Annotated in this window: 23 protein-coding genes; 11 read left to right on the forward strand and 12 right to left on the reverse strand. The window is 72.5% G+C overall.

Annotated elements, in window-relative coordinates:
• Positions 1-209: 209 nt before the first annotated feature.
• Complete coding sequence (locus VE614_RS25795) at positions 210-4,478, reverse strand: HAMP domain-containing protein (RefSeq protein ID WP_324941754.1); 4,269 nt, start codon at positions 4,476-4,478, stop codon at positions 210-212.
• A gap of 258 nt (positions 4,479-4,736) precedes the next feature.
• Between VE614_RS25795 and VE614_RS25800 the strand changes: the two genes are divergently transcribed.
• A complete protein-coding gene (locus VE614_RS25800; protein WP_324941757.1) occupies positions 4,737-7,154 on the forward strand; it encodes a SpoIIE family protein phosphatase in 2,418 nt (805 codons plus the stop codon).
• Positions 7,155-7,188: 34 nt separating this feature from the next.
• Positions 7,189-7,839: a DUF4232 domain-containing protein gene (locus VE614_RS25805; RefSeq protein ID WP_324941760.1), complete on the forward strand. Its 651-nt coding sequence runs from the start codon at positions 7,189-7,191 to the stop codon at positions 7,837-7,839.
• Positions 7,840-7,873: 34 nt separating this feature from the next.
• Here VE614_RS25805 and VE614_RS25810 read toward each other — a convergent pair whose 3' ends face one another.
• Genes VE614_RS25810 through VE614_RS25820 form a run of 3 tightly spaced genes read right to left on the reverse strand, consistent with a single transcriptional unit; the run spans position 7,874 to position 9,880 of the window.
• Positions 7,874-8,842 carry an aldo/keto reductase gene (locus VE614_RS25810; RefSeq protein WP_324941763.1) on the reverse strand — a complete coding sequence of 323 codons (969 nt, stop codon included), beginning with the start codon at positions 8,840-8,842 and terminating at the stop codon, positions 7,874-7,876.
• Positions 8,843-8,890: 48 nt separating this feature from the next.
• A complete protein-coding gene (locus VE614_RS25815; RefSeq protein ID WP_324941766.1) occupies positions 8,891-9,412 on the reverse strand; it encodes a flavoprotein in 522 nt (173 codons plus the stop codon).
• 9 nt (positions 9,413-9,421) lie between these two features.
• Positions 9,422-9,880, reverse strand: coding sequence for a nuclear transport factor 2 family protein (locus VE614_RS25820; RefSeq protein WP_324941769.1), 459 nt, complete (start codon positions 9,878-9,880; stop codon positions 9,422-9,424).
• A gap of 107 nt (positions 9,881-9,987) precedes the next feature.
• Between VE614_RS25820 and VE614_RS25825 the strand changes: the two genes are divergently transcribed.
• A complete protein-coding gene (locus VE614_RS25825) occupies positions 9,988-10,542 on the forward strand; it encodes a TetR/AcrR family transcriptional regulator (RefSeq protein ID WP_324941772.1) in 555 nt (184 codons plus the stop codon).
• A 126-nt stretch (positions 10,543-10,668) separates the two neighbouring features.
• Entirely contained in the window at positions 10,669-11,112 is a 444-nt protein-coding gene (locus VE614_RS25830) for a nitroreductase family deazaflavin-dependent oxidoreductase (RefSeq protein WP_324941775.1), read from the forward strand.
• Positions 11,113-11,175: 63 nt separating this feature from the next.
• On the opposite strand, the gene VE614_RS25835 is transcribed toward VE614_RS25830, so the two are convergent.
• Positions 11,176-12,093 (reverse strand): cation diffusion facilitator family transporter, encoded by a 918-nt coding sequence (locus tag VE614_RS25835; protein WP_324942025.1) that lies wholly within the window; start codon positions 12,091-12,093, stop codon positions 11,176-11,178.
• A 289-nt stretch (positions 12,094-12,382) separates the two neighbouring features.
• Between VE614_RS25835 and VE614_RS25840 the strand changes: the two genes are divergently transcribed.
• Together VE614_RS25840 and VE614_RS25845 are read left to right on the forward strand one after the other, a co-directional pair.
• On the forward strand, positions 12,383-13,402 hold the full coding sequence (locus tag VE614_RS25840) for a glutathione S-transferase family protein (protein WP_324941779.1): 1,020 nt from the start codon (positions 12,383-12,385) through the stop codon (positions 13,400-13,402).
• Between the two features lie 22 nt (positions 13,403-13,424).
• Entirely contained in the window at positions 13,425-13,727 is a 303-nt protein-coding gene (locus tag VE614_RS25845; protein WP_324941782.1) for a DUF4235 domain-containing protein, read from the forward strand.
• Between the two features lie 43 nt (positions 13,728-13,770).
• Here VE614_RS25845 and VE614_RS25850 read toward each other — a convergent pair whose 3' ends face one another.
• Positions 13,771-14,163, reverse strand: a complete 393-nt coding sequence (locus tag VE614_RS25850; RefSeq protein ID WP_324941784.1) for a VOC family protein — start codon at positions 14,161-14,163, stop codon at positions 13,771-13,773.
• A gap of 289 nt (positions 14,164-14,452) precedes the next feature.
• On the opposite strand from VE614_RS25850, the gene VE614_RS25855 reads away from it, so the two are divergent.
• The gene (locus VE614_RS25855; protein ID WP_324941787.1) at positions 14,453-15,484 is read left to right on the forward strand and encodes a 7-epi-alpha-eudesmol synthase; all 1,032 of its coding nucleotides are present in this window, start codon (positions 14,453-14,455) and stop codon (positions 15,482-15,484) included.
• A gap of 79 nt (positions 15,485-15,563) precedes the next feature.
• Here the strand turns inward: VE614_RS25855 and VE614_RS25860 are convergent, their stop codons facing one another.
• The 6 genes from VE614_RS25860 to VE614_RS25885 form a co-directional block, all read right to left on the reverse strand.
• The gene (locus tag VE614_RS25860) at positions 15,564-16,814 is read right to left on the reverse strand and encodes a cytochrome P450 (RefSeq protein WP_324941789.1); all 1,251 of its coding nucleotides are present in this window, start codon (positions 16,812-16,814) and stop codon (positions 15,564-15,566) included.
• Positions 16,811-17,416 (reverse strand): GTP-binding protein, encoded by a 606-nt coding sequence (locus VE614_RS25865; RefSeq protein ID WP_324941792.1) that lies wholly within the window; start codon positions 17,414-17,416, stop codon positions 16,811-16,813. Before VE614_RS25865 ends, VE614_RS25860 begins: the two co-directional genes overlap by 4 nt.
• Positions 17,397-17,768: a DUF742 domain-containing protein gene (locus tag VE614_RS25870; protein ID WP_043505600.1), complete on the reverse strand. Its 372-nt coding sequence runs from the start codon at positions 17,766-17,768 to the stop codon at positions 17,397-17,399. The genes VE614_RS25865 and VE614_RS25870 overlap by 20 nt, the downstream gene beginning before the upstream one ends.
• Positions 17,765-18,175 carry a roadblock/LC7 domain-containing protein gene (locus VE614_RS25875; protein ID WP_086169643.1) on the reverse strand — a complete coding sequence of 137 codons (411 nt, stop codon included), beginning with the start codon at positions 18,173-18,175 and terminating at the stop codon, positions 17,765-17,767. The genes VE614_RS25870 and VE614_RS25875 overlap by 4 nt, the downstream gene beginning before the upstream one ends.
• 5 nt (positions 18,176-18,180) lie before the next feature.
• Positions 18,181-19,932, reverse strand: coding sequence for an ATP-binding protein (locus VE614_RS25880; protein ID WP_324941798.1), 1,752 nt, complete (start codon positions 19,930-19,932; stop codon positions 18,181-18,183).
• A gap of 259 nt (positions 19,933-20,191) precedes the next feature.
• Positions 20,192-21,052 carry a hypothetical protein gene (locus VE614_RS25885; RefSeq protein WP_324941800.1) on the reverse strand — a complete coding sequence of 287 codons (861 nt, stop codon included), beginning with the start codon at positions 21,050-21,052 and terminating at the stop codon, positions 20,192-20,194.
• Positions 21,053-21,225: 173 nt separating this feature from the next.
• Between VE614_RS25885 and VE614_RS25890 the strand changes: the two genes are divergently transcribed.
• The 4 genes from VE614_RS25890 (at position 21,226) to VE614_RS25905 (ending at position 24,163) form a co-directional block, all read left to right on the forward strand.
• Positions 21,226-22,173, forward strand: a complete 948-nt coding sequence (locus tag VE614_RS25890; RefSeq protein ID WP_324941803.1) for an NADP-dependent oxidoreductase — start codon at positions 21,226-21,228, stop codon at positions 22,171-22,173.
• Between the two features lie 176 nt (positions 22,174-22,349).
• On the forward strand, positions 22,350-22,724 hold the full coding sequence (locus VE614_RS25895) for an anti-sigma factor antagonist (protein WP_324941806.1): 375 nt from the start codon (positions 22,350-22,352) through the stop codon (positions 22,722-22,724).
• Positions 22,725-22,848: 124 nt separating this feature from the next.
• Positions 22,849-23,499, forward strand: coding sequence for a DUF4230 domain-containing protein (locus tag VE614_RS25900; RefSeq protein ID WP_324941809.1), 651 nt, complete (start codon positions 22,849-22,851; stop codon positions 23,497-23,499).
• A 70-nt stretch (positions 23,500-23,569) separates the two neighbouring features.
• Entirely contained in the window at positions 23,570-24,163 is a 594-nt protein-coding gene (locus tag VE614_RS25905; RefSeq protein WP_324941812.1) for a VanZ family protein, read from the forward strand.
• Positions 24,164-24,254: the final 91 nt, after the last annotated feature.

Genomic DNA, 24,254 nt, shown 5'->3' on the forward strand with positions numbered 1-24,254 from the left:
TCGCGGGGGCGGCCGGCCAGGCGTCCTCGGGCGTCACGCGCGGCGACCGGGCCGCCGCGGAGGAATCCGGGCGCGGCTCGGTCCCGGGGTGTTCGTCGGGGTGGCCGGTGGTGGTCACAGTGGGAAGGCTCCTTGGCGGGGCGCCCCGGGGACGCGAACGACGGGGCGGGCCCCGCTCCGGCGGGGTGCGAGGGCGGGCTGCGGCGTGCTCACCGGGACAGCCAGCGCCGGACGCAGGTGATCAGGTCGTGGGTGTCGACAGGCTTGGTGACGTAGTCGCTCGCCCCCGACGCCAGGGATTTCTCCCGGTCGCCCGGCATCGCCTTGGCGGTGACGGCGATGATGGGCAGTTCGGCGAACTGCGGCATCCTGCGGATCTCGGCCGTGGCGGTGTAGCCGTCCATCTCCGGCATCATCACGTCCATCAGGATCAGGTCGATGTCGGGGTGGGCGAGGAGCGTCTCGATGCCCTTGCGGCCGTCCTCCGCGTGCAGCACGCGGAACCCGTGCAGTTCGAGGATGCCGCTGAGGGCGAAGAGGTTGCGCGCGTCGTCGTCGACGACGAGCACGGTGCGCCCGGCGAAGGAGTCGTCGACGACGGCCTGCGGCACCTCCTGCCGCTCCTCGCCCCGCACCAGCGACAGCACGTCGCCCGGCTCCTCGGCCGACAGGTGCAGCGCGATGCGTTCGCGCAGTTCGTCGAGGCTGGAGAGGACCTCCAGTGCGCCGTCGTCCGCGTGCGGGCGCAGCACCTGGGCCGCCCCGTCGGTGTGGTGACTGCTGTGCACCAGGACGGGGACGTCGGCCAGCGCCGAGTCGCCCCGCAGCGCCTCCAGGAACCGTGCGGCCTCGCCGTCGGGCATGTCGAGGTCGAGGACGACGCAGTGGCACGGCTCGGCGGCCAGCGAGCCGGCCGCCTCCTGGGCGCCGACGGCGGTGATCAGGTCCACCACGGGCCGCGGCACGGCCTCGTCCGGGCTGTGCCGGGCGACGTCCGCGACGACGCTCTCGGCGACGAGGGTGAGCAGGCCGCGCGGCCGCTCCTCCACGACGAGCAGCCGGCGCCGGCGCGGTGCGGCCGCGCGCGGGCGCGGTGCGACGGGGATGTCGAGGCCGTCCTCGGCGGCGGGCAGGATCTCCGGCCGCTCCGGCGCCCGGTCGGCGATCTGCTCGAAGTCGGGGCGGGTGACCGGGAGGAACAGGGTGAAGGTGCTGCCCCGGCCGGGCGTGCTGTCCACGGTCACCGCGCCGCCGAGCAGGTGGGCGATCTCCCGGGTGATGGACAGACCGAGGCCCGTGCCGCCGTACTTGCGGCTGGTGGTGCCGTCCGCCTGGTGGAAGGCGCCGAAGATGGCCTCCAGCTGCTGCTCCTGGATGCCGATGCCGGTGTCCTTCACACGGAACGCCACGACGGAACCGCCCTTGACCACGCCCGCGGGCACCTCCTCCGGCGCGGCGGGCTGGACGACGAGTTCGACGCCGCCCTGCTCGGTGAACTTCACCGCGTTCGACAGGAGGTTGCGCAGCACCTGGCGCAGCCGCGAGTCGTCGGTGACCAGGTCGCTCGGTGCGCCCGGCGCGGTGGTCACCTTGAAGTCCAGGCCCTTCTGGCTCGTCATCGGCTGGAAGGTGGCCTCGACGTACTCGATGAGCTGACGCAGCGACACCCGCTCGGGGGCCACGTCCATCTTTCCGGCCTCGACCTTGGACAGGTCGAGGATGTCGTTGATCAGCTGGAGCAGGTCGGAGCCGGCGGAGTGGATGATGCCCGCGTACTCCACCTGCTTCTGGGTGAGGTTGCGCGAGGGGTTCTGTGCGAGCAGCTGGGCGAGGATGAGCAGGCTGTTGAGCGGGGTGCGCAGCTCGTGGCTCATGTTGGCCAGGAACTCCGACTTGTACTTCGAGGCCAGCGCCAGCTGCTGGGCGCGTGCCTCCAGTTCCTGCCGGGCCTGCTCGATCTGGAGGTTCTTCGCCTCGATGTCGCGGTTCTGCGTGGCCAGCAGCGAGGCCTTCTCCTCCAGTTCGGCGTTGGAGCGCTGCAGCTCCTCCTGCTGGGCCTGGAGTTCGGCCGACCGGACCTGGAGCTCGGCGGTCAGGCGCTGCGACTCGCCGAGCAGTTCGTCGGTACGGGCGTTGGCCAGGATGGTGTTGACGTTGACGCCGATCGTCTCCCGCAGCTGCTCCAGCAGGTCCTGGTGAATGGGGGTGAAGCGGGTGACGGACGCCAGCTCGATCACGCCGAGGACGTGGTCCTCGAAGAGGATCGGCAGCAGGAGCAGGGTGGTCGGCACGGTCCGGCCGAGGCCCGAGGAGATGGTCACGTAGTCGGACGGCAGCTGGTCGACGGCGATGGTACGGCGGCTGCGGGCGGCCTGGCCGACCAGGGAGCGGCCGAAGGGGATGCGCTCGGGGCGCGCGTCGTCCTCGGGGCGGCCGTAGGAGCCGACGAGCCGCAGCTCGGGGCCCTGCTCGCCGTCCTCGGCGAGGTAGAAGGCGCCGTACTGGGCCGAGACCAGCGGGACCAGCTCGTCCATGATGAGTTCGGCCACGACGGGCAGGTCGCGGTGGCCCTGCATGAGGCCGGCGATCCGCGCGAGGTTGGTCTTGAGCCAGTCCTGTTCCTGGTTGGCCAGGGTGGTCTCGCGCAGTGACTCCACCATGGAGTTGATGTTGTCCTTGAGTTCGGCGACCTCGCCGGACGCCTCCACGGTGATGGACCGGGTCAGGTCGCCCTCGGCGACGGCGCTGGCCACCTCGGCGATGGCGCGCACCTGCCGGGTCAGGTTCCCGGCCAGCTCGTTGACGTTCTCGGTCAGCCGCTTCCAGGTGCCCGAGACACCCTCCACCTCGGCCTGGCCGCCGAGGCGTCCTTCGGTGCCCACCTCGCGGGCGACGCGGGTGACCTCGTCGGCGAACGCGGAGAGCTGGTCGACCATCGTGTTGATGGTCGTCTTCAGTTCGAGGATCTCGCCGCGGGCGTCCACGTCGATCTTCTTCGACAGGTCACCCCGGGCCACCGCCGTCGTGACCAGCGCGATGTTGCGGACCTGGCCCGTGAGGTTGTTGGCCATGGAGTTGACGTTGTCGGTGAGGTCCTTCCAGGTGCCGGCCACGTTCGGCACCTGGGCCTGGCCACCGAGGCGGCCCTCGGTGCCGACCTCGCGGGCCACCCGGGTGACCTCGTCCGCGAAGGCGGAGAGGGTGTCCACCATCGTGTTGATGGCGTCCGCGAGGGCGGCGACCTCACCCTTGGCCTCGACGGTGATCTTCTGCGACAGGTCACCGCGGGCGACCGCGGTGGCGACTTGGGCGATGGAGCGGACCTGGCTGGTCAGGTTCGACGCCATCACGTTGACGTTGTCGGTGAGGTCCTTCCAGGTGCCGGAGACGCCGCGCACGTGCGCCTGGCCGCCGAGGCGGCCCTCGGTGCCGACCTCGCGGGCCACCCGGGTCGCCTCGTCGGCGAACGCGGACAGCTGGTCCACCATCGTGTTGATGGTGTTCTTCAGCTCCAGGATCTCGCCCCGGGCGTCCACGGTGATCTTCTGCGAGAGATCGCCCTTGGCGACCGCGGTGGCGACCTGGGCGACGTTGCGGACCTGGGAGGTCAGGTTGCCCGCCATGAAGTTCACCGAGTCGGTCAGGTCGCGCCAGGTGCCCTTGACGCCCTTGACGTCCGCCTGACCGCCGAGGCGGCCCTCGGTGCCCACCTCACGGGCCACCCGCGTCACCTCGTCGGCGAACGCGGACAGCTGGTCCACCATCGTGTTGATGGTGTTCTTCAGCTCCAGGATCTCGCCCCGGGCGTCCACGGTGATCTTCTGCGAGAGATCACCCTTGGCCACGGCCGTCGTCACCTGGGCGACGTTGCGGACCTGGGACGTCAGGTTGCCCGCCATCAGGTTGACCGAGTCGGTCAGGTCGCGCCAGACGCCCGCGACGCCGGGCACCTTGGCCTGGCCGCCGAGGCGTCCTTCGCTGCCGACCTCGCGGGCCACCCGCGTCACCTCGTCGGCGAACGCGGAGAGCTGGTCGACCATCGTGTTGACGGTCTCCTTCAGCTCCAGGATCTCGCCGCGCGCGGGTACGTCGATCTTCTGGGACAGGTCGCCCTTGGCCACCGCCGTCGCCACCTGGGCGATGTCCCGGACCTGCGTGGTCAGGTTGCCCGCCATGGCGTTGACCGAGTCGGTCAGGTCGGCCCAGGTGCCGGAGACGCCCGGCACCTCCGCCTGGCCTCCCAGGGTCCCCTCGGTGCCCACCTCGCGGGCCACGCGGGTGACCTCGGACGTGAACACGGACAGCTGGTCGACCATGCCGTTGAACACGGTGGCGATGTCGCCCATGAGCCCGTCGGCATCCTCTGGCAGGCGGGTGCCGAAGTCACCGTCCCGGACGGCCGTCAGGCCCGCCAGGAGCATTCTGAGCTCCTGGTCACCCGGCACGGTCTCCGCGACCTCGCCCGTGCTGCTGGTCATGCGCACCCTCGTTCCCCTCCCAGGGGCATTGCCGACGATCATCGATCAACGCAATCGAAATACGTCGCAGGCTAACAATGCTGGCGGCATACACAAAGTCCTCCCCCCGTCTCCACATCCCTCGCCCCCCTGGATCCGCCTCGCCCGAGCGTGACACCGACCGGCCGCGGGTTCCCGTCCGCGGGGAAGCGCGACGCACTACGCTGGAACGGAAGTGACGCGCCTGTAACGGTGAGTATGCGCGATGGAGTGGCGACGATGAGCCCGGAGTACCCGTTCGACGAGGCCGCGACGGCCCGGGCTGTCATCGACGACGCCGGCGTCCTGACCCAGTGGAACGAGGGCGCCCGGCGACTGCTCGGCTGGACGGCCGACGAGATCGTGGGACGGCCCGCCGCCCGGCTGCTCGCCGGCTCCGCCCCCGAGGTCAGCGGCCCCCGCTGGCACGGCATGGTCACCCTGCGTCACCAGGCCGGCCGTGCGGTGCCCGTATGGCTGCTCGCCCACCACCGCCGGCCCGCCGGCGGCGGCCCCGGCGACTGGCTCGTCGTCACCCCGCTGGAGCCTCCCGGTCCCCGCTCCCCCGACGACCCCCTGAACGCCGCGTCGCTCCTCCAGTCCCCCTGCGCCATCGCCGTCTACGACCAGCACCTGCGGCTGCACACGCTCAACGACGCGATGGCCCGGGTGATCGGCCTGCCCGCGGAGCGCGCCCAGGGCCTCAGGATCTCCGAGCTGGGCGCAAAGCCGCAGAACGAGGAGCTGGAACGGCACCTGCTCCAGGTGCTCAGCACCGGGCAGGCGCAGGACGTCCAGACCTTCCTGCGCAGCGGCGGCGAGGACCGGGCGCACGCCTGGCTGGCCCGGATGGCCCCCGTCACCGACGCCGAGGGGCGGGTGCGGGGCGTGTGCCTGGCCGCCCACGACATCACCGAGAACTACCGTGCCCGGCAGCGGCTGCACCTGGTGAACGAGGCCAGCGTGCGCGTCGGCAGCACCCTCGACGTCACGCGTACGGCCCAGGAGCTGGCCGATGTCTGCGTCCCCGTGCTCGCCGACTTCGTCAGCGTCGACCTGCTCGAACCGCCGGAGACCGGCGCGCCGCCCTCGGACCGGATCACCGCGCCGGTGACCCTGCGCCGGGTCGCGCACCAGTCGGTGAATCCGGGCTGCCCGGAGGCGATGGTCCCGCCCGGCGACGTGGAGTCGCACCCGGCCGCCTCCCCCCAGGCGGATTCGCTGCTGGCGGGCCGGACCATCGTGGCCTCGCTCGGCGACGGCACCGTGGAGCGGTGGCTGGAACAGGACGCCGTACGCCGCGACCGCTACCGGCGGTACGGCTTCCACTCCACGATGTCCGTGCCCATCCAGGCCCGCGGCACCACCCTGGGCGTCGCCGTCCTCAGCCGTTCCCGGCGGCCGGACCCCTTCTCCCCGGACGACGTCATGCTGGCCGAGGAGATCACGGCCCGCGCCGCGGTCTGCGTCGACAACGCCCGCCGGTACTCCCGCGAACGCGACACCGCCCTCGCCCTCCAGCGCAGCCTGCTGCCCCGCACCCTGCCGCGCACGGCCGCGCTGGAGGCGTCCTCGCGCTATCTCCCGGCGGCCCGGGCCGGAGTCGGCGGCGACTGGTTCGACGTGATCCCGCTGTCCGGCATGCGGGTCGCCATGGTCGTCGGGGACGTCGTCGGGCACGGCATCCCGGCCTCGGCCACCATGGGCCGGCTGCGCACCGCCGTGCGCACCCTCGCCGACATCGACCTCGCCCCCGACGAACTCCTCACCCACCTCGACGACCTGGTGGTCCGGCTGTCGGAGGAGTCCGGCGGCGAGGGCAGCCCCGGCGAGGTCGGCGCGACCTGTCTCTACGCCGTCTACGACCCGGTGTCCCGGCGCTGCGCCCTCGCCCGGGCCGGGCATCCGGCGCCGATCGTGATGCCGCCCGGCGAAGCGCCCCGGGAACTCGACGTCCCCGCCGGTCCGCCCCTGGGCCTGGGCGGACTGCCCTTCGAGGCGGCGGAGCTGTATCTGCACGAGGGCACCCTGCTCTCGTTCTTCACCAACGGTCTGGTCGACACCCCGGGGCGGGACGAGGAGACCGGCCGGCGGCTGCTGCTCGACGCGCTCGCCGCGGGCGCCGGACCCGCGGACGCCGGCCCGGCGGACTCCCGCTCGGCGGACCCCGGCTCCCTGGACGAGACCTGCGACCGGATCCTGCACGCCCTGCTGCCGGCCGGCGGCTCCTGCGACGACGTGGCCCTGCTGGTCGCCCGCACCCACGGACTGCCCGCTTCCCAGGTGGCGACCTGGGACATCCCCGCCGATCCGGCACTGGTCGCGCCGATCCGCAAGCAGGTGCTCGAACAGCTCAGCACCTGGGGGCTGACCGAGGCGTCCTTCACCACCGAGCTGGTGGTGAGCGAGCTGGTCACCAACGCCATCCGGTACGGCTCGCACCCGATCCGGCTCCGGCTGATCCACGACGCGGACACGCTGATCTGCGAGGTCTCCGACACCAGCCACACCGCCCCGCATCTGCGCCGCGCCAAGACCTGGGACGAGGGCGGCCGGGGGCTGCTGCTGGTCGCGCAGCTCACCCAGCGCTGGGGCAGCCGGCACACCCCCGACGGCAAGACGATCTGGGCCGAACTCGCCCTGTTCGAGGAGGAGTAGGCATCCCGGTCAGGGGCCGGGGCACCCGGTTCCCATGGCCCGTCCGTCGTCGTCCTCGCGTTCGTCCTCGCCTCGCGCGGCACTCGTCGTCGCGATGTCCGCGCTCGGACTGCTGACCGCCTGCGACCGCGGTCCCGCGACGAGCCCCGCGGCCTCCACCGTCTCGGCGCCGCCCACCGTGGAGACCTCCACCGTCTCGGCGCCGCCCGCCACGAAGACCTCCACCGTCTCGGCGCCGCCGGCCACGCGGACCGCCGCCCCCGACGGCACCCGCTGCCGCACCTCCGAGCTGCGTGCCTCCGTCGGCCGCAACGATCCGGGGGCCGGCCAGGAGAACCACCCGGTCGTCCTGACGAACGCCTCCGCCCGCACCTGCACCGTCCACGGCTTCCCGGGCGCCGCCTTCGTCGACGCCTCCGGACGGCAGCTGGGCCCCGACCCGCGGCGCGAGCCCGAGTCGCCCGCGCGGGTCACTCTGGCGCCGGGCCGCAGCGCATGGGCCGGGCTGTCGTACGCCAACCCCGAGATCAGCGGGGCCCGTACGGCCACTCCGGCGGCGCTGCTGGTCACCCCGCCGGACGAGCGGGAGCCGCTGCGGGTGCCGTGGACGGCGGGCGAGGTGCCGGTGGGCGGCAACGAGTCGACGGTGTCCCTGACGGTGCTGCGGGCGGGGTCCGGCGCCTGAGCAGGCGTCAGGGCGCTCCGTCCGTCAGTGCCCGTCAGTGCCCGGCGATCGGGTGCGGGGTGTAGGGGCGCTCCAGCTCCTCGATCTCCTTGTCGGTCAGCTCCAGTTCCACCGCGGCCACCGCGTCCTCGATGTGGTGCGGCTCGGCGGCGCCGATGACCGGGGCGGCCACGGTGTCCCGGTGCAGCAGCCAGGCGAGGGCCACCCGGGCGCGCGGGACGCCGCGGTCGGCGGCGATCCGGGTGACGGCGTCCACGATGGCGTGATCGCCCTCCTGGTAGAGGGTGCTGCCGAAGTCGTCGCGGGAGCTGCGGTCGGTGACGGTGCCCCAGTCGCGGGTGAGCCGGCCCCGGGCGAGCGGGCTCCACGGCAGCACACCGACGCCCTGGTCCGCGCAGAGCGGCAGCATCTCGCGCTCCTCCTCGCGGTAGAGGAGGTTGTAGTGGTTCTGCATGGAGACGAACGTCGTCCAGCCGTGCCGCTCGGCCGTGTACTGCATCTTGGAGAACTGCCAGGCGTACATCGAACTCGCCCCGAGATAGCGGACCTTGCCCGTCTTCACCAAGTCGTGCAGGGCCTCCATCGTCTCCTCGACCGGGGTGTGCGGGTCGAAGCGGTGGATCTGGTAGAGGTCCACGTAGTCGGTGCCGAGGCGGCGCAGGCTGTGGTCGATCTCGGTCATGATCGCCTTGCGGGACAGGCCCGCGCCGTTCGGGCCGGGCCGCATCCGGCCGTGCACCTTCGTCGCCAGCACGATCTCGTCGCGGCGGGCGAAGTCGCGCAGCGCGCGGCCGACGATCTCCTCGCTGGTGCCGTCGGAGTACACGTTCGCGGTGTCGAAGAAGGTGATCCCGGCTTCCACGGCCTGCCGGATGAGCGGCCGGGACGCCTCCTCGTCGAGCGTCCACTCGTGCACGCCCCGGTCGGGAAGGCCGTACGTCATACAGCCCAGGCAGATCCGGGAGACGTCCAGGCCGGTCGAACCGAGCTTCACATACCGCATCGTCGATGCTCCTGCCGTCGATTGAGGCTCACCAGGGGAGGGTACGAGTTACCGGCCCTCGACGAGGTCCAGGCCCCGCTCCCACGGAAACCGGGCCGCGTCGTCCTCGCCGGAGTACGGCTCGCCGAAGCGCACGCCCATGCCGCGCAGCCGGACCAGACTCTCCTGGTAGGCGGGGTGGGCGGCCAGGGCGTGGGCGACGCAGGGCAGGGCGGCGACGGGCACACCGAGACCACTGGCCTCGCAGAGGGTGGCCACCGCGAGGGTGTCGGCGAGGCCCGCCGCCCACTTGTTGACGGTGTTGAAGGTGGCGGGCGCGACGACGACGGCGTCCGGCGGCGGGAAGGGGCGCGGCTCGCCGGGGGTGCGCCAGGCCGAGCGGACGGGGCGGCCGGTCCGGGCCTCGACGGCGGCGGTGTCGAAGAAGCCGTTCACGGCGACGGGGGTGGCGATGACGCCGGCCTCCCAGCCCCGCCGCTGGGCGGCGCCGATCAGTTCGCCGACGTCCGCGGCGATCCCGGCGGCGCAGACGACGACGTAGAGGAAGGGCTTCCCGGCCTGTCGAGTCACCCGGGCACCCTACTCAAGGGGGAGGCTCAGCCCGCGCTCGGCCTCGGGGCGCGGGCCGTGGATGCGCCGCTCCCGCTCCTCGATGGGCACGTCGTCGATGCTGGCCTCGCGCCGGGTCATCAGCCCGCGCTCGTCGAACTCCCACAGCTCGTTGCCGTACGACCGCCACCACCGGCCGTCGGCGTCCCGCGACTCGTACTGGAAGCGGACCGCGACGCGATTGCCGTCGAAGGCCCACAGATCCTTGCGCAGGGCGTACTCCTCCTCCCGCGCCCACTTCGCGGTCAGGAACGCGGCGATCTCGGCGCGGCCGGTGAGGAAGGTGCCGCGGTTGCGCCACACGGAGTCCTCGGAGTAGGCGAGGGCGACCGTGTGCGGGTCGCGGGTGTTCCAGGCGTCCTCGGCGGCCTGCACCTTCTGTACGGCGGTCTCGCGGGTGAAGGGGGGCAGGGGCGGGCGGGCGGTCATGGTCGGCTCCCTCCGGCAAGGTCGGAGAACGATCGTTCTCCAGCGGGGCTGCTACCGTATGAGAACGATCGTTCTCGCGTCAAGGAGAGGACGGGGAGAGGCGGTTCATGGACAGCGCGGTGGCCCGGGAGCGGGCGTTGGACGCGGCGGAGGACCTGTTCTACGGGCGCGGCGTGCAGTCGGTCGGCATGGACGCCGTCCGCGCCGCCTCGGGACTCTCGCTCAAGCGGCTGTACCAGCTGTTCCCGGCCAAGGAGCAGCTGGTCGAGGCATATCTGGACCGGCGCGACGAGCGCTGGCGCGGTCGCCTCGCGGCCCATGTCGCGGGGCACCGGGACCCGCGGCGGCGCGTGCTGGCGGTGTTCGACTGGCTGGCGGACTGGTTCGCCGAGCCCGGCTTCCGGGGCTGCGCGTGGATCAACGCGTACGGCGAACTGGGGGCCACCTCGCCGGGGGTGGCGGAGCGCGTGCGGGCGCACAAGGAGGCGTTCCGGGACTACCTCGCCGGTCTGGTCGCGGACGCGGGACTGCCCGCCGCGCTCACCGGGCCGCTGTTCCTGCTGGCCGAGGGCGCCATGGTCACGGCGGGCATCACCGGGAGCACCGCGCCGGCCGCCGATGCCCGGGAGGCGGCCCGGCTGCTCCTGGACTCCGCAGCCTGAGCACCCTGCCATCGGGGTCCCGCCCCGGCGGGTGGGATGAAACACGCCCGTGCCGGTGTTGCAGCACGGTGCAGGCAGGTCCGGACACCGTGGTGGCCGGGCCCTCTCGAGGAGAGGACGGATGACATGCCACTGGAAGGCGAGTACGAGCCCAGCCCGACCCGGTGGGTGCGCGAGCAGGTGGAGCTGTACGAGAGTTCCGGCGGCACCCGGGGCACGACCCTGCTGGACACCGGACTCCCCGTCGTGCTGCTGACCACCCGGGGCGCCCGGACGGGCAAGCTCCGCAAGACCCCGCTGATGCGTGTCGAGCACGAGGGCCGCTACGCCGTCGTCGCCTCCCTGGGCGGCGCCCCCGAGCACCCGGTCTGGTACCACAACGTCAAGGCCGATCCGCTGGTGGAACTCCAGGACGGCCCGGTGAAACGGGACCTGAGGGCCCGTGAGGTCACCGGCGCCGAGAAGGCCGAGTGGTGGGAGCGGGCGGTCGCGGCGTATCCGGCGTACGCCGACTACCAGAAGAAGACCGACCGCGAGATCCCGGTGTTCGTGCTGGACCCGGTCGACTGAGGCGTTCCGGCCCCGCTTTTCGCGGGCGGGTGCATGAAACGGTGAAGGCCGGGCACCCGCCCGTCAGGCCCCGCCGCGCTCCCCCGTCGCGGCGGGGCTTTCGACTGCCTCCTGCGCACGCCGGTCGGTCACGTCGAGGAAGATCTGGCAGGCCTCGGGCACGGTACGGCCGATCGACCCCTTGATGCGCACGGCGACCTCCTCCACCCGCTCGCTGTCCAGGCCGGGCACCAGGTCCACCCGTGCGGCGACCAGCAGCGAGTCGATGCCCGTCTTCATCGTGAACAGCGCCTCCACGCTGTCGATCTCCGGCTGTGCCCGCAGCAGGGCGCGGATCCGTCCGCTGGCCTCCGGGTCGGCGGCCTCCCCGATCAGCTGGTCGCGCGCCTCCCGGCCGAGCCGGTAGGCGACATAGACGAGCAGGGTGCCGATGGCGAGGGACGCGGACGCCTCCCACACCACGTCGCCGGTGGCCATGTGCAGCGCCATCCCGGTGAAGGCGAGGAGGACGCCGAGCACCGCCGTGCCGTCCTCGGCGACGACCGTGCGCAGCGCCGGGTCGCGCAGCCCGTCGGCGACGCCCTGCCGGCGCAGCTGGTGCAGGGCCCGCAGCAGGGAGGCGCCTTCGGCGAGCAGCGCCACCCCGAGCACGATCAGGCCGGCGACGTAGCCGCCGAAGCTCTCCTCGGCGTCGCGGGTGAGCGCTTCGACACCCTGGTAGAAGGAGAAGCAGCCACCCATGACGAAGATGCCGACGGCCGCGAGCAGCGACCAGAAGAACCGCTCCTTGCCGTAGCCGAAGGGATGGCGCCGGTCGGCGGGGCGGCGGCTGCGGCGCAGCGCGGCGAGAAGGAAGACCTCGTTGAGGCTGTCGGCGACGGAGTGCGCGGCCTCGGAGAGCAGCGCCGGGGAGCCCGCGAGCAGGCCGCCGATGGCCTTGGCGACCGCGATCACCAGGTTGGCGACGAGCGCCACCAGCACGGTGACGCGGGTACTGCGGTCCGCCGCCTGCGCCTCGCGCCGCGCGGCCTCGCGATGCGGCCCGGCCGGGTCCGGTGTCTCGCGCGCGGCCCGGTGCCTCACCTCCGCCGGCTCGCCGTGTTCGTGGTCCGGTGCCGTCTGCGCCGTCTGCCGCTTCCCGTCCGCGTTCGAGGATGTCCCGCTCACTCCCGCCGGATGCCCCGGGCGGCGCGGATCACACCGTGCGGAGCGCGGGAACGGGGGAACTCGGAACTCGTCGGCAGGACTCGCGGGCGGAAAGGAGCCAGGGATGAGTGCCGCAGGCGACGGGAACAGCGCCTACGGCCGCAGGTCGTTCCAGCGGTCGAAGAGCCATTTCGCGGACCGGATCACCGCGGACGGCCGGGACGGGTGGCCGGTGGCGGCCGGCCGTTACCGGCTGGTGGTCAGCCGTGCCTGCCCGTGGGCGAGCCGGGCGGTGATCTCCCGTCGGCTGCTGGGCCTGGAGGCCTCGGTGTCGCTGGCGATCGCGGATCCGGTCCAGGACGACCGCAGCTGGCGGTTCACCCTCGATCCGGACGGCCGCGACCCGGTGCTCGGCATCCGCTTCCTCGGTGAGGCCTACGACCGGCGGGAACCCGGTTACCCGGGCGGGGTCAGCGTCCCGGCGATCGTCGACGTCCCGACCGGGAAGCTGGTCACCAACGACTACCAGCGGATCACGCTGGACTTCGCCACCGAATGGACGGCCCTGCACCGGGAAGGAGCACCGGACCTGTACCCGGAGCGGCTGCGGGACGAGATGGACGAGGTGATGGCGGAGGTCTACGAGGACGTCAACAACGGGGTGTACCGCGCGGGTTTCGCCACCGAACAGGAGGAGTACGAGGCCGCCTGCTCGGACGTCTTCCGCCGCCTGGAGGCGCTGAGCGAGCGGCTGGCCCGGCGGCGGTACCTCGTCGGTGACACGATCACCGAGGCCGACATCCGGCTGTTCACCACGCTGGTGCGGTTCGACGCCGTCTACCACGGCCACTTCAAGTGCAACCGCCGGAAGCTGACGGAGTTCCCGGTGCTGTGGGCGTACGCCCGCGATCTGTTCCAGACGCCCGGTTTCGGGGACACGGTCGACTTCGACCACATCAAGCGGCACTACTACCGGGTGCACACCGGCATCAACCCGACCGGGATCGTGCCGCTCGGGCCGGACCTGCGGGGCTGGCTGACGGCCCATCACCGCGAGGTGCTGGGCGGCCGTCCGTTCGGGGACGGCACACCGCCGGGGCCGGTGCGGCCCGGCGAGGAGGTGCCGGCCGCCGGCCGGCCCTGATCACGAGAGCGAGGAGACCCACGTGGCCAAGAGCAAGAAGCGGAAGCTGCCCGCCGCCTACCAGCCGGTCGGCTGGTTGCTGGGCTGGTCGGGCGGTGCGCTGGCCGGGCTCGCCTTCCGCAAGGTGTGGATGGCGGTCCGGAACGAGGAGGACGCGCCCGACGCGCTGGACCCGGACCGCGGCTGGGGCGAGATCCTGCTCGCCGCCGCGATCCAGGGCGCCATCTTCGCGACGGTGCGCAGCGCGGTCGACCGCGCCGGGGCGAAGGCCATCGCCAGCAAGACGGGCGTGTGGCCGACGACGTCCCCGGGCGGCCGGGACTGACGGTTCGCCGCGCACATCGGAACCCGGGCCCGCGGGCCCGGGTTCAGCCCTGTTTGGGCGCCGACGGGACGGAGCGGCGCAGGGTGAACGAGTGTCCCGCCGGGTCGGTGCAGCCACGGGACTCCGAGGGGCCCGGAGGGTTCTTCGCGTCGATGGGCCGGCCGCCGAGGCTGACGACCCGGCGTTCCGCCGCGTCTAGGTCGTCGACCACGAACTCCAGGTGCGCCTGGAGGGAGTTCTCGGGGCGCGGCCAGCTCGGCGGGGTGGCGTTCATGTCCCGGCGGAACGCGAGCCGGGCGCCGTCGGGGCTTCGGATCTCGATCCGGTTGGCGGTGGCCTCGGTCTCCTCCGCCTCCAGCAGTTCCTTGTAGAACGCGGCGAGTCGCTCGGGTTCGGCACAGTCGAGCACCACGACGCCCGCCTTGACCAGTGGCATGAGTCCTCCGCAGGGATCCAGGGTGCGGAGCGGGCCGCCCCGCGCCTCCTTGTGCGGATATCCCGGCGGGGCGGATTCAGTCGGGCGAGGGTAGCGCGCTCAACGGCCTTGAGCAGTAACGGAGATCACGGACGGGCCCGGTGTAGATCATTTGGGCTCGGGGCAGCCTCGTACCGCTTCTCGGTTCAACTTTCGATCCGGGCAGTTCAGTTCGAGTGTGCGGACGGTCGCGCGACCGTCCGCTCGCAGGGGCGGGGGACTCTGCGGTCCGTGTCCCGAAAGGAAGCGCATGCCTCAGGACGTCCGGTTCGACCTCCCCTTCGACAGCCCGGTCAGCCCGCATCTGGAGTACGCCCGCGCGCGCCATCTGCGCTGGGTGCGGGAGATGGGGCTGGTGCGCAGCCAGGCCGGGTTCGAGGAGTACCAGTCGTGGGACCTCGCGCAGGCCGCGGCCCGCACCTATCCTCACGCCTCGGCGGAGGACCTGGTCATGCTGATGAACTGGTTCTCCCTGGCCTTCCTCTTCGACGACCAGTTCGACGCCGGGCAGCCGGACCGGGCGGACCGGGTGGCCGAGGTGGCGCGGGAGCTGATCGTGACCCCGCTGCGTCCGGCGGGCAGCCGACCGCGGGTGGTCTGCCCGATCACCGTGGCGTGGGCCCAGGTCTGGGAACAGCTCTCGGATGGCATGTCCCTGACATGGCAGTCACGGTTCGCCGCGTCCTGGGGCCGGTTCCTCGTCGCCCACTGCGAGGAGGTCGACCTGGCCGCGCGGGGTCTCGCGGGCACCCTGGGCCTGCCGGCCTACGCCGGTTTCCGCCGTCGTACGGTCGGCATCCACCACAGCATCGACGCGGGCGAGCGCAGCCGCCGCTTCGAGGTGCCCCCGCAGGTGATGGGCCATCCGCTGATGGAAAGAATGCGGGACCTGGCCGCCGACACCATCGGGTTCATGAACGACATCCACTCCTTCGAGCGCGAGCGGCGCCGCGGCGACGGCCACAACCTGATAGCCGTCCTGCACCGGGAGCGCGGCTGCTCGTGGGAGACGGCCGCCGCCGAGGCGTACCGCCTGACCACCGAGTGCCTGGCGGAGTACCTGGAGCTGGAGGCCCGGGTCCCGCGGATGTGCGACGAGCTGGGTCTCGGCACGGAGGAGCGCGCGCGGGTGCGGATGGGCGTGGAGGCCATCCAGCACTGGATCAACGGCAACTACGAGTGGGCGCTGACCACCGGCCGGTACGCCGCGGCCAAGGAGGGCCCGGTGGCCTCGGCCGAGCTGGCCGGGCGCGGCTCGGTGGACGATCTGCTGACCGTGTGACCGGGCCGAGGGGTGCGCCCGGCCGGGCACACCCCTCGCAAGGCCATACCGGGCGGACGGCCCGGAACTGTTCCGCCCGCTACACCGCGAACTCGACCGGCAGGCTGTCCAGCCGGGACTCCCAGGTCGAGGCCGTGGCGGTCAGCTCCTCCGCGGGCACCGCCAGCCGCAGCCCCGGCAGCCGGTGCAGCAGCACATCGACCCCGGTCTCGATGATCGCCTGGCCGATGTTCTGCCCGGGGCACTCGTGCGGACCGGAACTGAACGCCAGATGCGCCTGGTTGCCCTGGACGGAGACCCCGGCGTCCGGCCGGATCTCCGGGTCCAGGTTGCCGGCCGCGAGGCCCAGCACCAGCAGGTCGCCCTCGGCGATGCGGTGGCCGCCCAGCTCCAGGTCGGCCGCCGCGAACCGCCCCGGCATGACCGCGAGCGGCGGCGTGTTCCACATGACCTCCTCCACCACCGCGGAGATGTTCAGCTGACCGCTGATCAGGCCGGAGAGCCGGTCGACGTCGGTGAGCACCAGTTGCAGCACCCGGGCCAGCAGATTGCTGGTCGTGGTGTGCGCGGCGATCAGCACCAGCCGCAGATGGCTGATCACCTCGTCCGCGTCGAGTTCGGCCGGGTGCTCCAGGAGCGCGGTGGTGAAGTCGGAGCCGGGTTCGGCCCGCTTGCGCTCGGCGAGTTCGCCGAGGATCTCCATGATCCGCTCGTTGTGGGCCACCGCCTCCTCACCGCCCTTGAGCACCTGGGCGCAGGACTCCACCAGCCGCCGCCCCTCCCCCTCGGCCAGCCCGAGGATCCGGGTCAGCACGAGCATCGGCAGGTACTCGGCGTAGTCCGGCACCAGGTCGGCGCGCCCGGTGTCGGCGAACGCGTCGATCTGCTTGCCGGCGAAGTGCGTGACGTGCCGCCGGATGCCGCGCGCGGCGGCGGCCTGGAGTCCGTCCGTGACGGCGCCGCGCAGCCTGCGGTGCGGTTCGCCGTCCTGGGAGACGCAGTCGGGCCGCCAGGCGAGCATCGGCACCAGCGGCGAGGTCTCCGCCACCCGGCCCTCCCGCCAGTCCCGCCAGATCCGGGCGTCCCGGCTGAACTGCCACGGGGTGTCCAGCACCCGGCGGTTGTCGCGGTAGCCGAGCACCAGCCAGGCCGGGATGTCGCCCTCCAGCAGGACCGGCGCGACCGGGCCGTGCTCCTTGCGCAGCCGTTCGTAGATCCCGGCCGGGTCGGTCGCGGCCTCCGGCCCGTACAGCCGGGTGAGGTCGCCCCCGCCGTGCCCGAAGGGACAGCCGCGCGGGGTGCCGGGATCGCTTAACGTCTGGTCGTTCATCGGGACTCCAGTGCGACGGCGGAGCGTTCCTTCAGGTGACGGATGAGGGTGACCAGGACGTCACGGCTGGAGGCCCGGTCGCGGGCGTCGCAGGCCACGATCGGGATGTGCGGCGGGATGTCGAGGGCGTCCCTGATCTCCTCCACGGGGAACTGCCGGGAGTCGGGGAAGACGTTCAGGGCGACGACGAAGGGCACGTTCTGCCGCTCCATCTCCTCGATCGCCCGGAAGCTGGAGGCGAGCCGGCGGGTGTCCACCAGGACGACCGCGCCGAGCGCGCCCTTGAACAGGCCGTTCCACAGGAACCAGAACCGCTCCTGCCCGGGGGTGCCGAACAGGTAGAGCATCAGGCTGTCGTTGAGGCTGATCTTGCCGAAGTCCAGACTGACGGTGGTCTCCGTCTTCCCGGCGACGCCGATGAGGTGGTCGTCGCCGGCACTGGCCTGGGTCAGGGTCTCCTCGGTGGTGAGCGGCTTGATGTCGCTGACCGACCGGACCAGGGTGGTCTTCCCGGTGCCGAACCCGCCGGCGATCATCACCTTCACCGAGCGGGTGTCCCCGGACGCCGGGGCGCCGGGCCGGTCAAAGCCTTTCAAGTCCACTGAGTACCTCCTCCAGGAGCGCGAGGTCGGGCCCGCGACCGGCGTCGTGCGCCGGGATGGGATCACGGGCTTCGACGTGGCCTGCCTGGAGCAGATCCGCGAGGAGCACCGCGAGAATGTTGAAGGGCAGCCCCAGATGGGCGCCGAGCTCGGCCACCGACAGCGGATCGCGGCAGCGCCGCAGGATCTCCGCGTACTCGTGCTGCGTGCCCGGCGCCGGGGCGGCGCGGGAGACGATGAGGGTCGCCACGTCGAGGCTCGACGCCGAACCGCCCGGTCCGCTGCGTCCCTTGGTGAGGACGTAGTAACGCTCGAGACCGGACGGATCGGCCGGCCGGCGGGGAGCACTCATCCAGAGTGCTCCTCCAGGCGCGGAGTGGTGCCGAGGAGTTCACCCATCCTGCGGGCCAGGTCCCTCATCTGGTGGCCGAGCAGGCCCTGGTCGAGGCCTTCGCGGGCGAGCACGCCCAGATACGTCTCGACGCCCGCGCGGACGACGAAGAGGTGCCCGCCGTCGACCTCGATCATCGCCAGGCGGAGGTTCCCCGCGTACTTGGGGAACTGCTCGGCGACCGGCTGGGCGAGGGCCTGGAGGCCGGCCACCACGGCCGCGAAACGGTCGACGTCGTCGGGGTCTTCGGCGCCGTAGGAGGTGATGGCCTTGCCGTCGCTGGAGGCCACGAGGGCGAAGCGGATCTCCGGGATGCTCTCCACCAGATCGCGGAGCGCCCAGCTCACGTCGGTTCCCTGTTGCGTCATGTGGACTAGTCGCTCTCTTCAGTGCGGTGCTCTGCGGACTCGCGTCCGGTGGTGGGTGCGCGGTCGGCCGCCGGGCCGTCGTCCTCGCCGGGCGGGCGTCCGGCGGTGGCGAAGGCGGCCAGGCCGGCGAAGGAGGCGTCGGGCGGGACGGCGAGGACGGCGGTGTCCTCGGCGGCCTCGGGGCGTCCGGCCGGCTGGTGCCGGGCCGGCTCGTCGCGCCTGCTGCGGCGCCGGGGCAGTCCGCCGGGGGTGGTGTCGACTGCGTCGGCGGTGTCCGCCGGGGCCTGGGCGGGCACGGCGGCGGGCGCGGCGGCGGGGGCGGCCGCCGCGGCCGGGGCGACGGACGTGGCCGCCGGCAGCGGGCTGAAGTACTTGTGCGGGACCACGACGACCACCGAGGTGCCGAGCCAGGGCGAGTCGGCGAAGGTGACCCGGATGCCGTAGCGGCGGGCGAGGGCGCCGACGACGCGGAGGCCGATGTTGGCGTCCTCCGAGATGCCGCCGAGGCCCGGTCCGGCCGCGACGCCGGCGAGGGCGTCCTCGGCCTCGCGCCTCTTCTCCTCGTTCAGGCCCTTGCCGGAGTCCTGGATCTCGATGCCGACGCCGTTGGGTACCTCCTTGCCGGAGACGATCACCGGCTCGGTGGGCGGCGAGTAGCGGGTGGCGTTGTCCAGGAGGTGGGCGAAGATCAGCGTGAGGTGGTCCACCAGTCCGCCGTCGACACCGAGTTCGGGCAGATGGCGTACGTCGACGCGGTGGAACTCCTTGATCCGGCCGATGCCGCCGCGGACCACGCTGAGCAGCCGCTGCGGCTCCTGCCACTGCCGTCCGGGGCGGTCGGAGCCGCCGAGCACGCCGATGCTGGCGGCGAGGCAGTCGGCGGGGCCGATCGCCTGGTCCAGTTCCATCAGGCCGCGCGCGACGGCCGGGAGGCGGCCGTGCTCGCCCTGCATCTCGTGCAGCCGGCCGCGCAGCTTGCTGGTGAGGACGTGGATGCGGTTGCCGATGCCGACGACGGCCTGTTCGGCGGAGGTGGAGCGGTTGAACTCCTCCTCGACGCCGATCAGCGCGGTGCGCAAGATCTTGCGGAGATCGGCCTGGAGTTCGGGCGCGACCTTGGCGCACTGGTTCACCGTGGGCAGCAGGTCGTCGATGGCGTCACCGGCGCGCAGCCGCTTCAGCGCCTCGGGCAGTTGCTCGCCGGCGAGGCGGGCGACGGCCTCCCGCTGGTGCGCGAGCCGCTCCTGCCAGAGGCCGGTCTGCTCGGCGAGCCGTGCCTCGTGGCTCTCGGCCTGCTCGGTGAGCCGCAGCTCGTAGCCGTCCGCCTGCTCGGCGAGCCGCAGTTCGTAGCCGTCCGCCTGCTCGGCGAGCCGCAGTTCGTAGCCGTCCGCCTGCTCGGCGAGCCGGGACTCGTAGGCCTGGGACTGCTCGGCGAGCCGGGCCTCCTGGGCGGAGCGCTCGGCGGCGTACCGGCTCTCCAGTCCGGCCACGTGCTGCTGCCACTGCTGGGAGTGCTCGGCCTGGGCGGTGCGGAACCCGCTCTCGGCGCGGCGCAGTTGGGCCTGGGTGCGCAGCAGCAGCCGCACACAGACCGAGCCGGCCGCCGTCGCCGCGGCGCCGGCGACGGCCGCGGTTATTCGCTCCGAGCTCATGAACGTGGCGGCAACCGTCCCGCCTCCTAAGGCCAGCGGCATCAGCCACCAGCTGTACCAGGCGACAGGGGGCCGCGCCGCCGGCGGCGGAGTGGCGAGTTCCATCTGCATCCTTCGAAGCAACACAATCGAACAGGGGGGGTGTGCATGGGGGACCGCACTCATGAGTACGCACCGCGAGCCGACCCGTCGCGATCGCGTCAACTCGCAGCGCTGGACCGGAGCTTATCTGGTTTCAACCCGAAAGGATCAACCTCACCAGGGGCGCGGAGGTGAGGATTCCGTCACTCTCCGCCACCCGTGTTCGAGTCGACAAGTCCCCTTGCCCGCCTGCGGGGTTGCTCCCGAAGCCGGGCGTTCGCGGTCAGCGGCAGCCCATTCCCTCGGCCACCCGGGGCCAGGCCTCGACCCCGTCGGGGGTGCGGAGGTAGATCTTGGACGGGTCGCCGTCGACGACCCAGAGCGCGCGGTCGCCGCGGCGGTGGCCGGTGTCGCGAGCACCGGCGGGCAGCGGGACGTCACCGTCGTACGGCGCGGTGAGCATGCCGTCCGGCAGGACGCCGTCGGGGTCGCGGGCGTAGAGCCTGCCGCCGGGCTCCCGGCCGAGGGCCAGGAAGTGGGCCCGCTGCCAGTCGCAGTGGCTCGGCCCCGCGCTGCCGTGCAGGGCGGCGAACGGGACGCGGTTGCCGTGCGAGTCGGTCCAGATCTCGTACCCCTGGGAGTCGGTGAAGCCGGCCGGCAGCTCCGCGGGATCGCAGGATGCGGAGGTCTCCGGTCCCCAACCGGGCGCGTTCGCACGGTTCCTGGCGACGACGACCGCGACCTTCGTCCGGCCGCCGACGTCGTAGGAGAACAGCACCCGGTCGCGCTCCTCGCGCTCCACGCGGTAGCCGGAGCGCGGGACGTCGGGCTGCTCGATGCGGAACCAGGCGGCCAGCCCCTCCTCGGGCGTACCGCCGCCGTCGCCCTCGCTCCAGGACTCGCCCGCGCCGCCGGCGTGGATCCCGCCGTCGCACTCCAGCGCCCGGCCCGCCGCGCCCGACTCGATCCGGGCGGCACGCGGACCGTCCTCGCCCAGCTCGGGGACCCGCACGTGCAGCGGTCCGCCGTACGGTGTCGCGGGCGTGGTGCCCTCGACCAGGATCTCCGCCTCGCCCTCGCCGCATCCCACCGCCGCGACGCTCACCAGCACCGCCACCGACACCGACACCAGACCCTTGCGCATCCGCCGACCTTCTTCCCCGGTTCCGTTCGTTCGCTCCTACGACGTGGCAGGACCCGGAAACGTTGGGCCGGACCACCGTCCGACGCGGCAGCCCCGCCCCACACTTGGCAGTGTCCCGTCGAAGGCCGGCCGGACCATGGGCCGGGCGGACCGCCCCGGGCACACTGAGCGCCATGACTGCGACCACGATGCGAGCCATCCAGCAGGAGGTCCTCGGCGGTCCCGAGGTCCTGCGCGTCACCGAAGTGGAGCGGCCCACACCGCGCGCGAACCAGGTGCTGATCCGCGTGCGGGCCGCCGGTGTGAACCCGATCGACCTGAAGCACCGCGCCGCCGGCATGCTCCTGGGCGCGCCGCCCTTCGTCCTGGGCTGGGACGTCTCCGGCACGGTCGAGGAGACCGGATTCGGGGTGTCCGCCCTCGTTCCGGGCGACGAGGTCTTCGGCATGCTGCCCTTCCCGTACGGCAACGGCGGGTACGCCGAGTACGCCGTCGCACCGGCCCGTCTGCTGGTCCCCAAGCCCGCCGGCCTCTCCCACACCGAGGCGGCCGCGCTGCCCATGGTGTCCCTGACCACCTGGCAAGCGCTGCTGGAGACGGCCGGACTCCGCGCCGGGCAGCGGGCGCTGATCCACGCGGCGGCCGGCGGGGTGGGGCATGTGGCCGTGCAGATCGCCAAGGCGCACGGGGCCCAGGTCATCGGCACGGCGAGCGCCGGCAAGCACGCGTTCCTGCGCGGGCTGGGCGCGGACGAGGTGATCGACTACCGGAAGACCGACTTCACCGAGGCCGTGAAGGACGTCGACGTGGTGCTGGACACCATCGGCGGCGATTGCACGGCGCGCTCGCTGCGGGTGCTGCGCCCGGGCGGGACCGTGGTGTCGATCCTGCCGATCGAGTCTCCGGAGGTATACGCGGAGGCGGACCGGCTCGGGGTGCGGGTGACCTGGATCCTGGTGGACGCCGACCGGGCGGTCCTGCGCGCGGTCGCCGGGCTCGTCGAGGCGGGCACGCTGCGCCCGACGATCGCGGGGACGTTCCCGCTCGCGGAGGCGGCCGAGGCACACCGGCTGGGCGAGACCGGCCGGACCACCGGGAAGCTGGTGCTGCTGACGGACTGATCCGCGGCCCGCAACCGGAGTCGTATCGTCACCCTTTGTTCACGGCACGAAAAAACTCGGTCGCAATTCACAGACATATGTCAATCGAACATGCTGAAATTCAGTCCGCAAGGGTAACTTGCAAGACGGGGCGCGCAGTTGTGCGCCGACTCGGGCTGGTTGGAGGCGATGTCGTCGTGCGGCAGGAGCGCGCCCCGCTCTCCCAGTACCTGCGCGTGCGCCAGGACCGCGGCCACACGGTCCTGGAGTTCCTCGGGGAGATCGACATCGCCGCGGCCGAGGAGATCGTCCCGCACCTGGACGCGGCGACGGCCCCGCCCGCCCCGCGGATCGTGATCGACCTCAGCCCGGTGGAGTTCCTCGACGCCTCCGGGCTGCGGCTGCTGTACCGGGCCCGCAGCCGGGTGCTCGCCCGCGACGGACACCTGTCGCTGGTCTGCGTCCACCCGCCGACGCTGCGGGTGCTGCGCGTGGTGGGCCTGTCCCGGTTACTGCCCCCGCTGCCGACCCTGGACGACGCGCTCCGCCGGCCGGAGAGCCCCGCCAGGTGACGGTGCTCCGGCCGCCCGTGTGCTCCCCCGTGGTCCGCCAGGGGCCGTAGATCCGCCAACCGGGCGGTCTGGGCGGCGAGATGAGGGGCATTCGGAGACCGTGGGAGGAAGGAGAACCGTCGCCATGACGACTTCCCTCAAGCGGACACCGGGCTGGGCGAAGGCCTTGACCGCCGTCGTGCTGATGATCGTGGTGCTGCTGGCCGGAGCGCGGCTGAGCGGACTGCCGGGCCTGAAGGACGTGTTCGGCACCGAGACCCGCGACCGCTCCGGTCCGGCGCTGCTGCGGTCGATCCAGGACATCAGCCGGTACGAGGCGGCCTCGGGCAACTTCCAGGTGGTGGTGGACCTGGAGAAGGACACGAAGTACCTGCCGGACGCGGTGCGCGGCACCCGCACCCTGTACGTGGGCGCGGGCACCGTCGACGCCTATGTGGACCTCGGGAAGGTCGGCGAGGACGATGTGACGGTCGACGAGGACCGCACGACGGCGACACTCCGGCTGCCGCACGCGGCACTCGGCGAACCGGCCCTCGACCCCGACCGCTCCTACGCCGTCTCCAAGCAGCGCGGGCTGCTGGACCGGCTCGGCGATCTGTTCTCGGACAACCCGAACGGCGAACAGGCCGTGCAGCGGCTCGCGGTGCGGCACATCGGTGCGGCGGCGCGGGAGAGCGGGCTGACCGCGCGGGCCGAGAAGAACACCACCGACATGCTCGAAGGCCTGCTGGGCTCGCTCGGCTTCGAGGAAGTCCGCGTCACCTACGGCGGCTGACCGGGCGATAGGGGCCCGCCGGCCGGGGTAACCGGCTCACACACAGGGAAGTCGAAGACCGGAGGACCGAATGGCCTGGGCAGGCGTGCGTTCCTTGAATTCCCTCGTCCCGTCGCGGTCGCGCCCCGCCGGGAAAGCAGAACCGGCCGGGGAAGCGGCGCCGGCCGGGAGGGCAGAACCGACCGGAAAGGCACAGCCGCGGCCTCCTCGTCGGCGGCTGCTGCCCGCCCTGGGCCGGGCGCTGGCGATGGTGTGCGCCTTCGTGCTGATGGTGGCGTTCTCGGTGGTGCTGGCCCGGCTGACCCTGGAGCCCTCCCCCGCCTCCGAGTCGCTGACGCACAGCAACCTGCGTCCGGGGAACTCGCTGCGGGCCTATGTGGAGCAGCCGGTGGCGCGGGACGCGGTCAAGCAGTTGGGCGGCAATCTGCTGCTCGGGGTGCCGTTCGGCGTCCTGGTGCCGGTCCTCGCGCCCCGGGCGCGCGGGATCGTCCGCGTGCTGCTGCTCACCGCCCTGGTGATGCTGATGGTGGAGCTGGCGCAGGGAGCGGTGGTCACGGGCCGCGCCTTCGACATCGACGACGTCATCCTCAACACGACGGGCGCGCTGGTGGGTTATCTGCTGCTGGGCCGTCGGCTGGGGCGGGCGGTGCACGCGCGCCGCTGAGGCCGCGCGGCGCGGTGAAGGGGCTCCTTCCGGTCCGTACCAATGTGTTGACGGAGGCTTAGCTCACCTCTTAAATCAAGGGGATGCCCTT

It is taken from the genome of Streptomyces sp., from assembly GCF_035645055.1.
Lineage (GTDB): Bacteria > Actinomycetota > Actinomycetes > Streptomycetales > Streptomycetaceae > Streptomyces.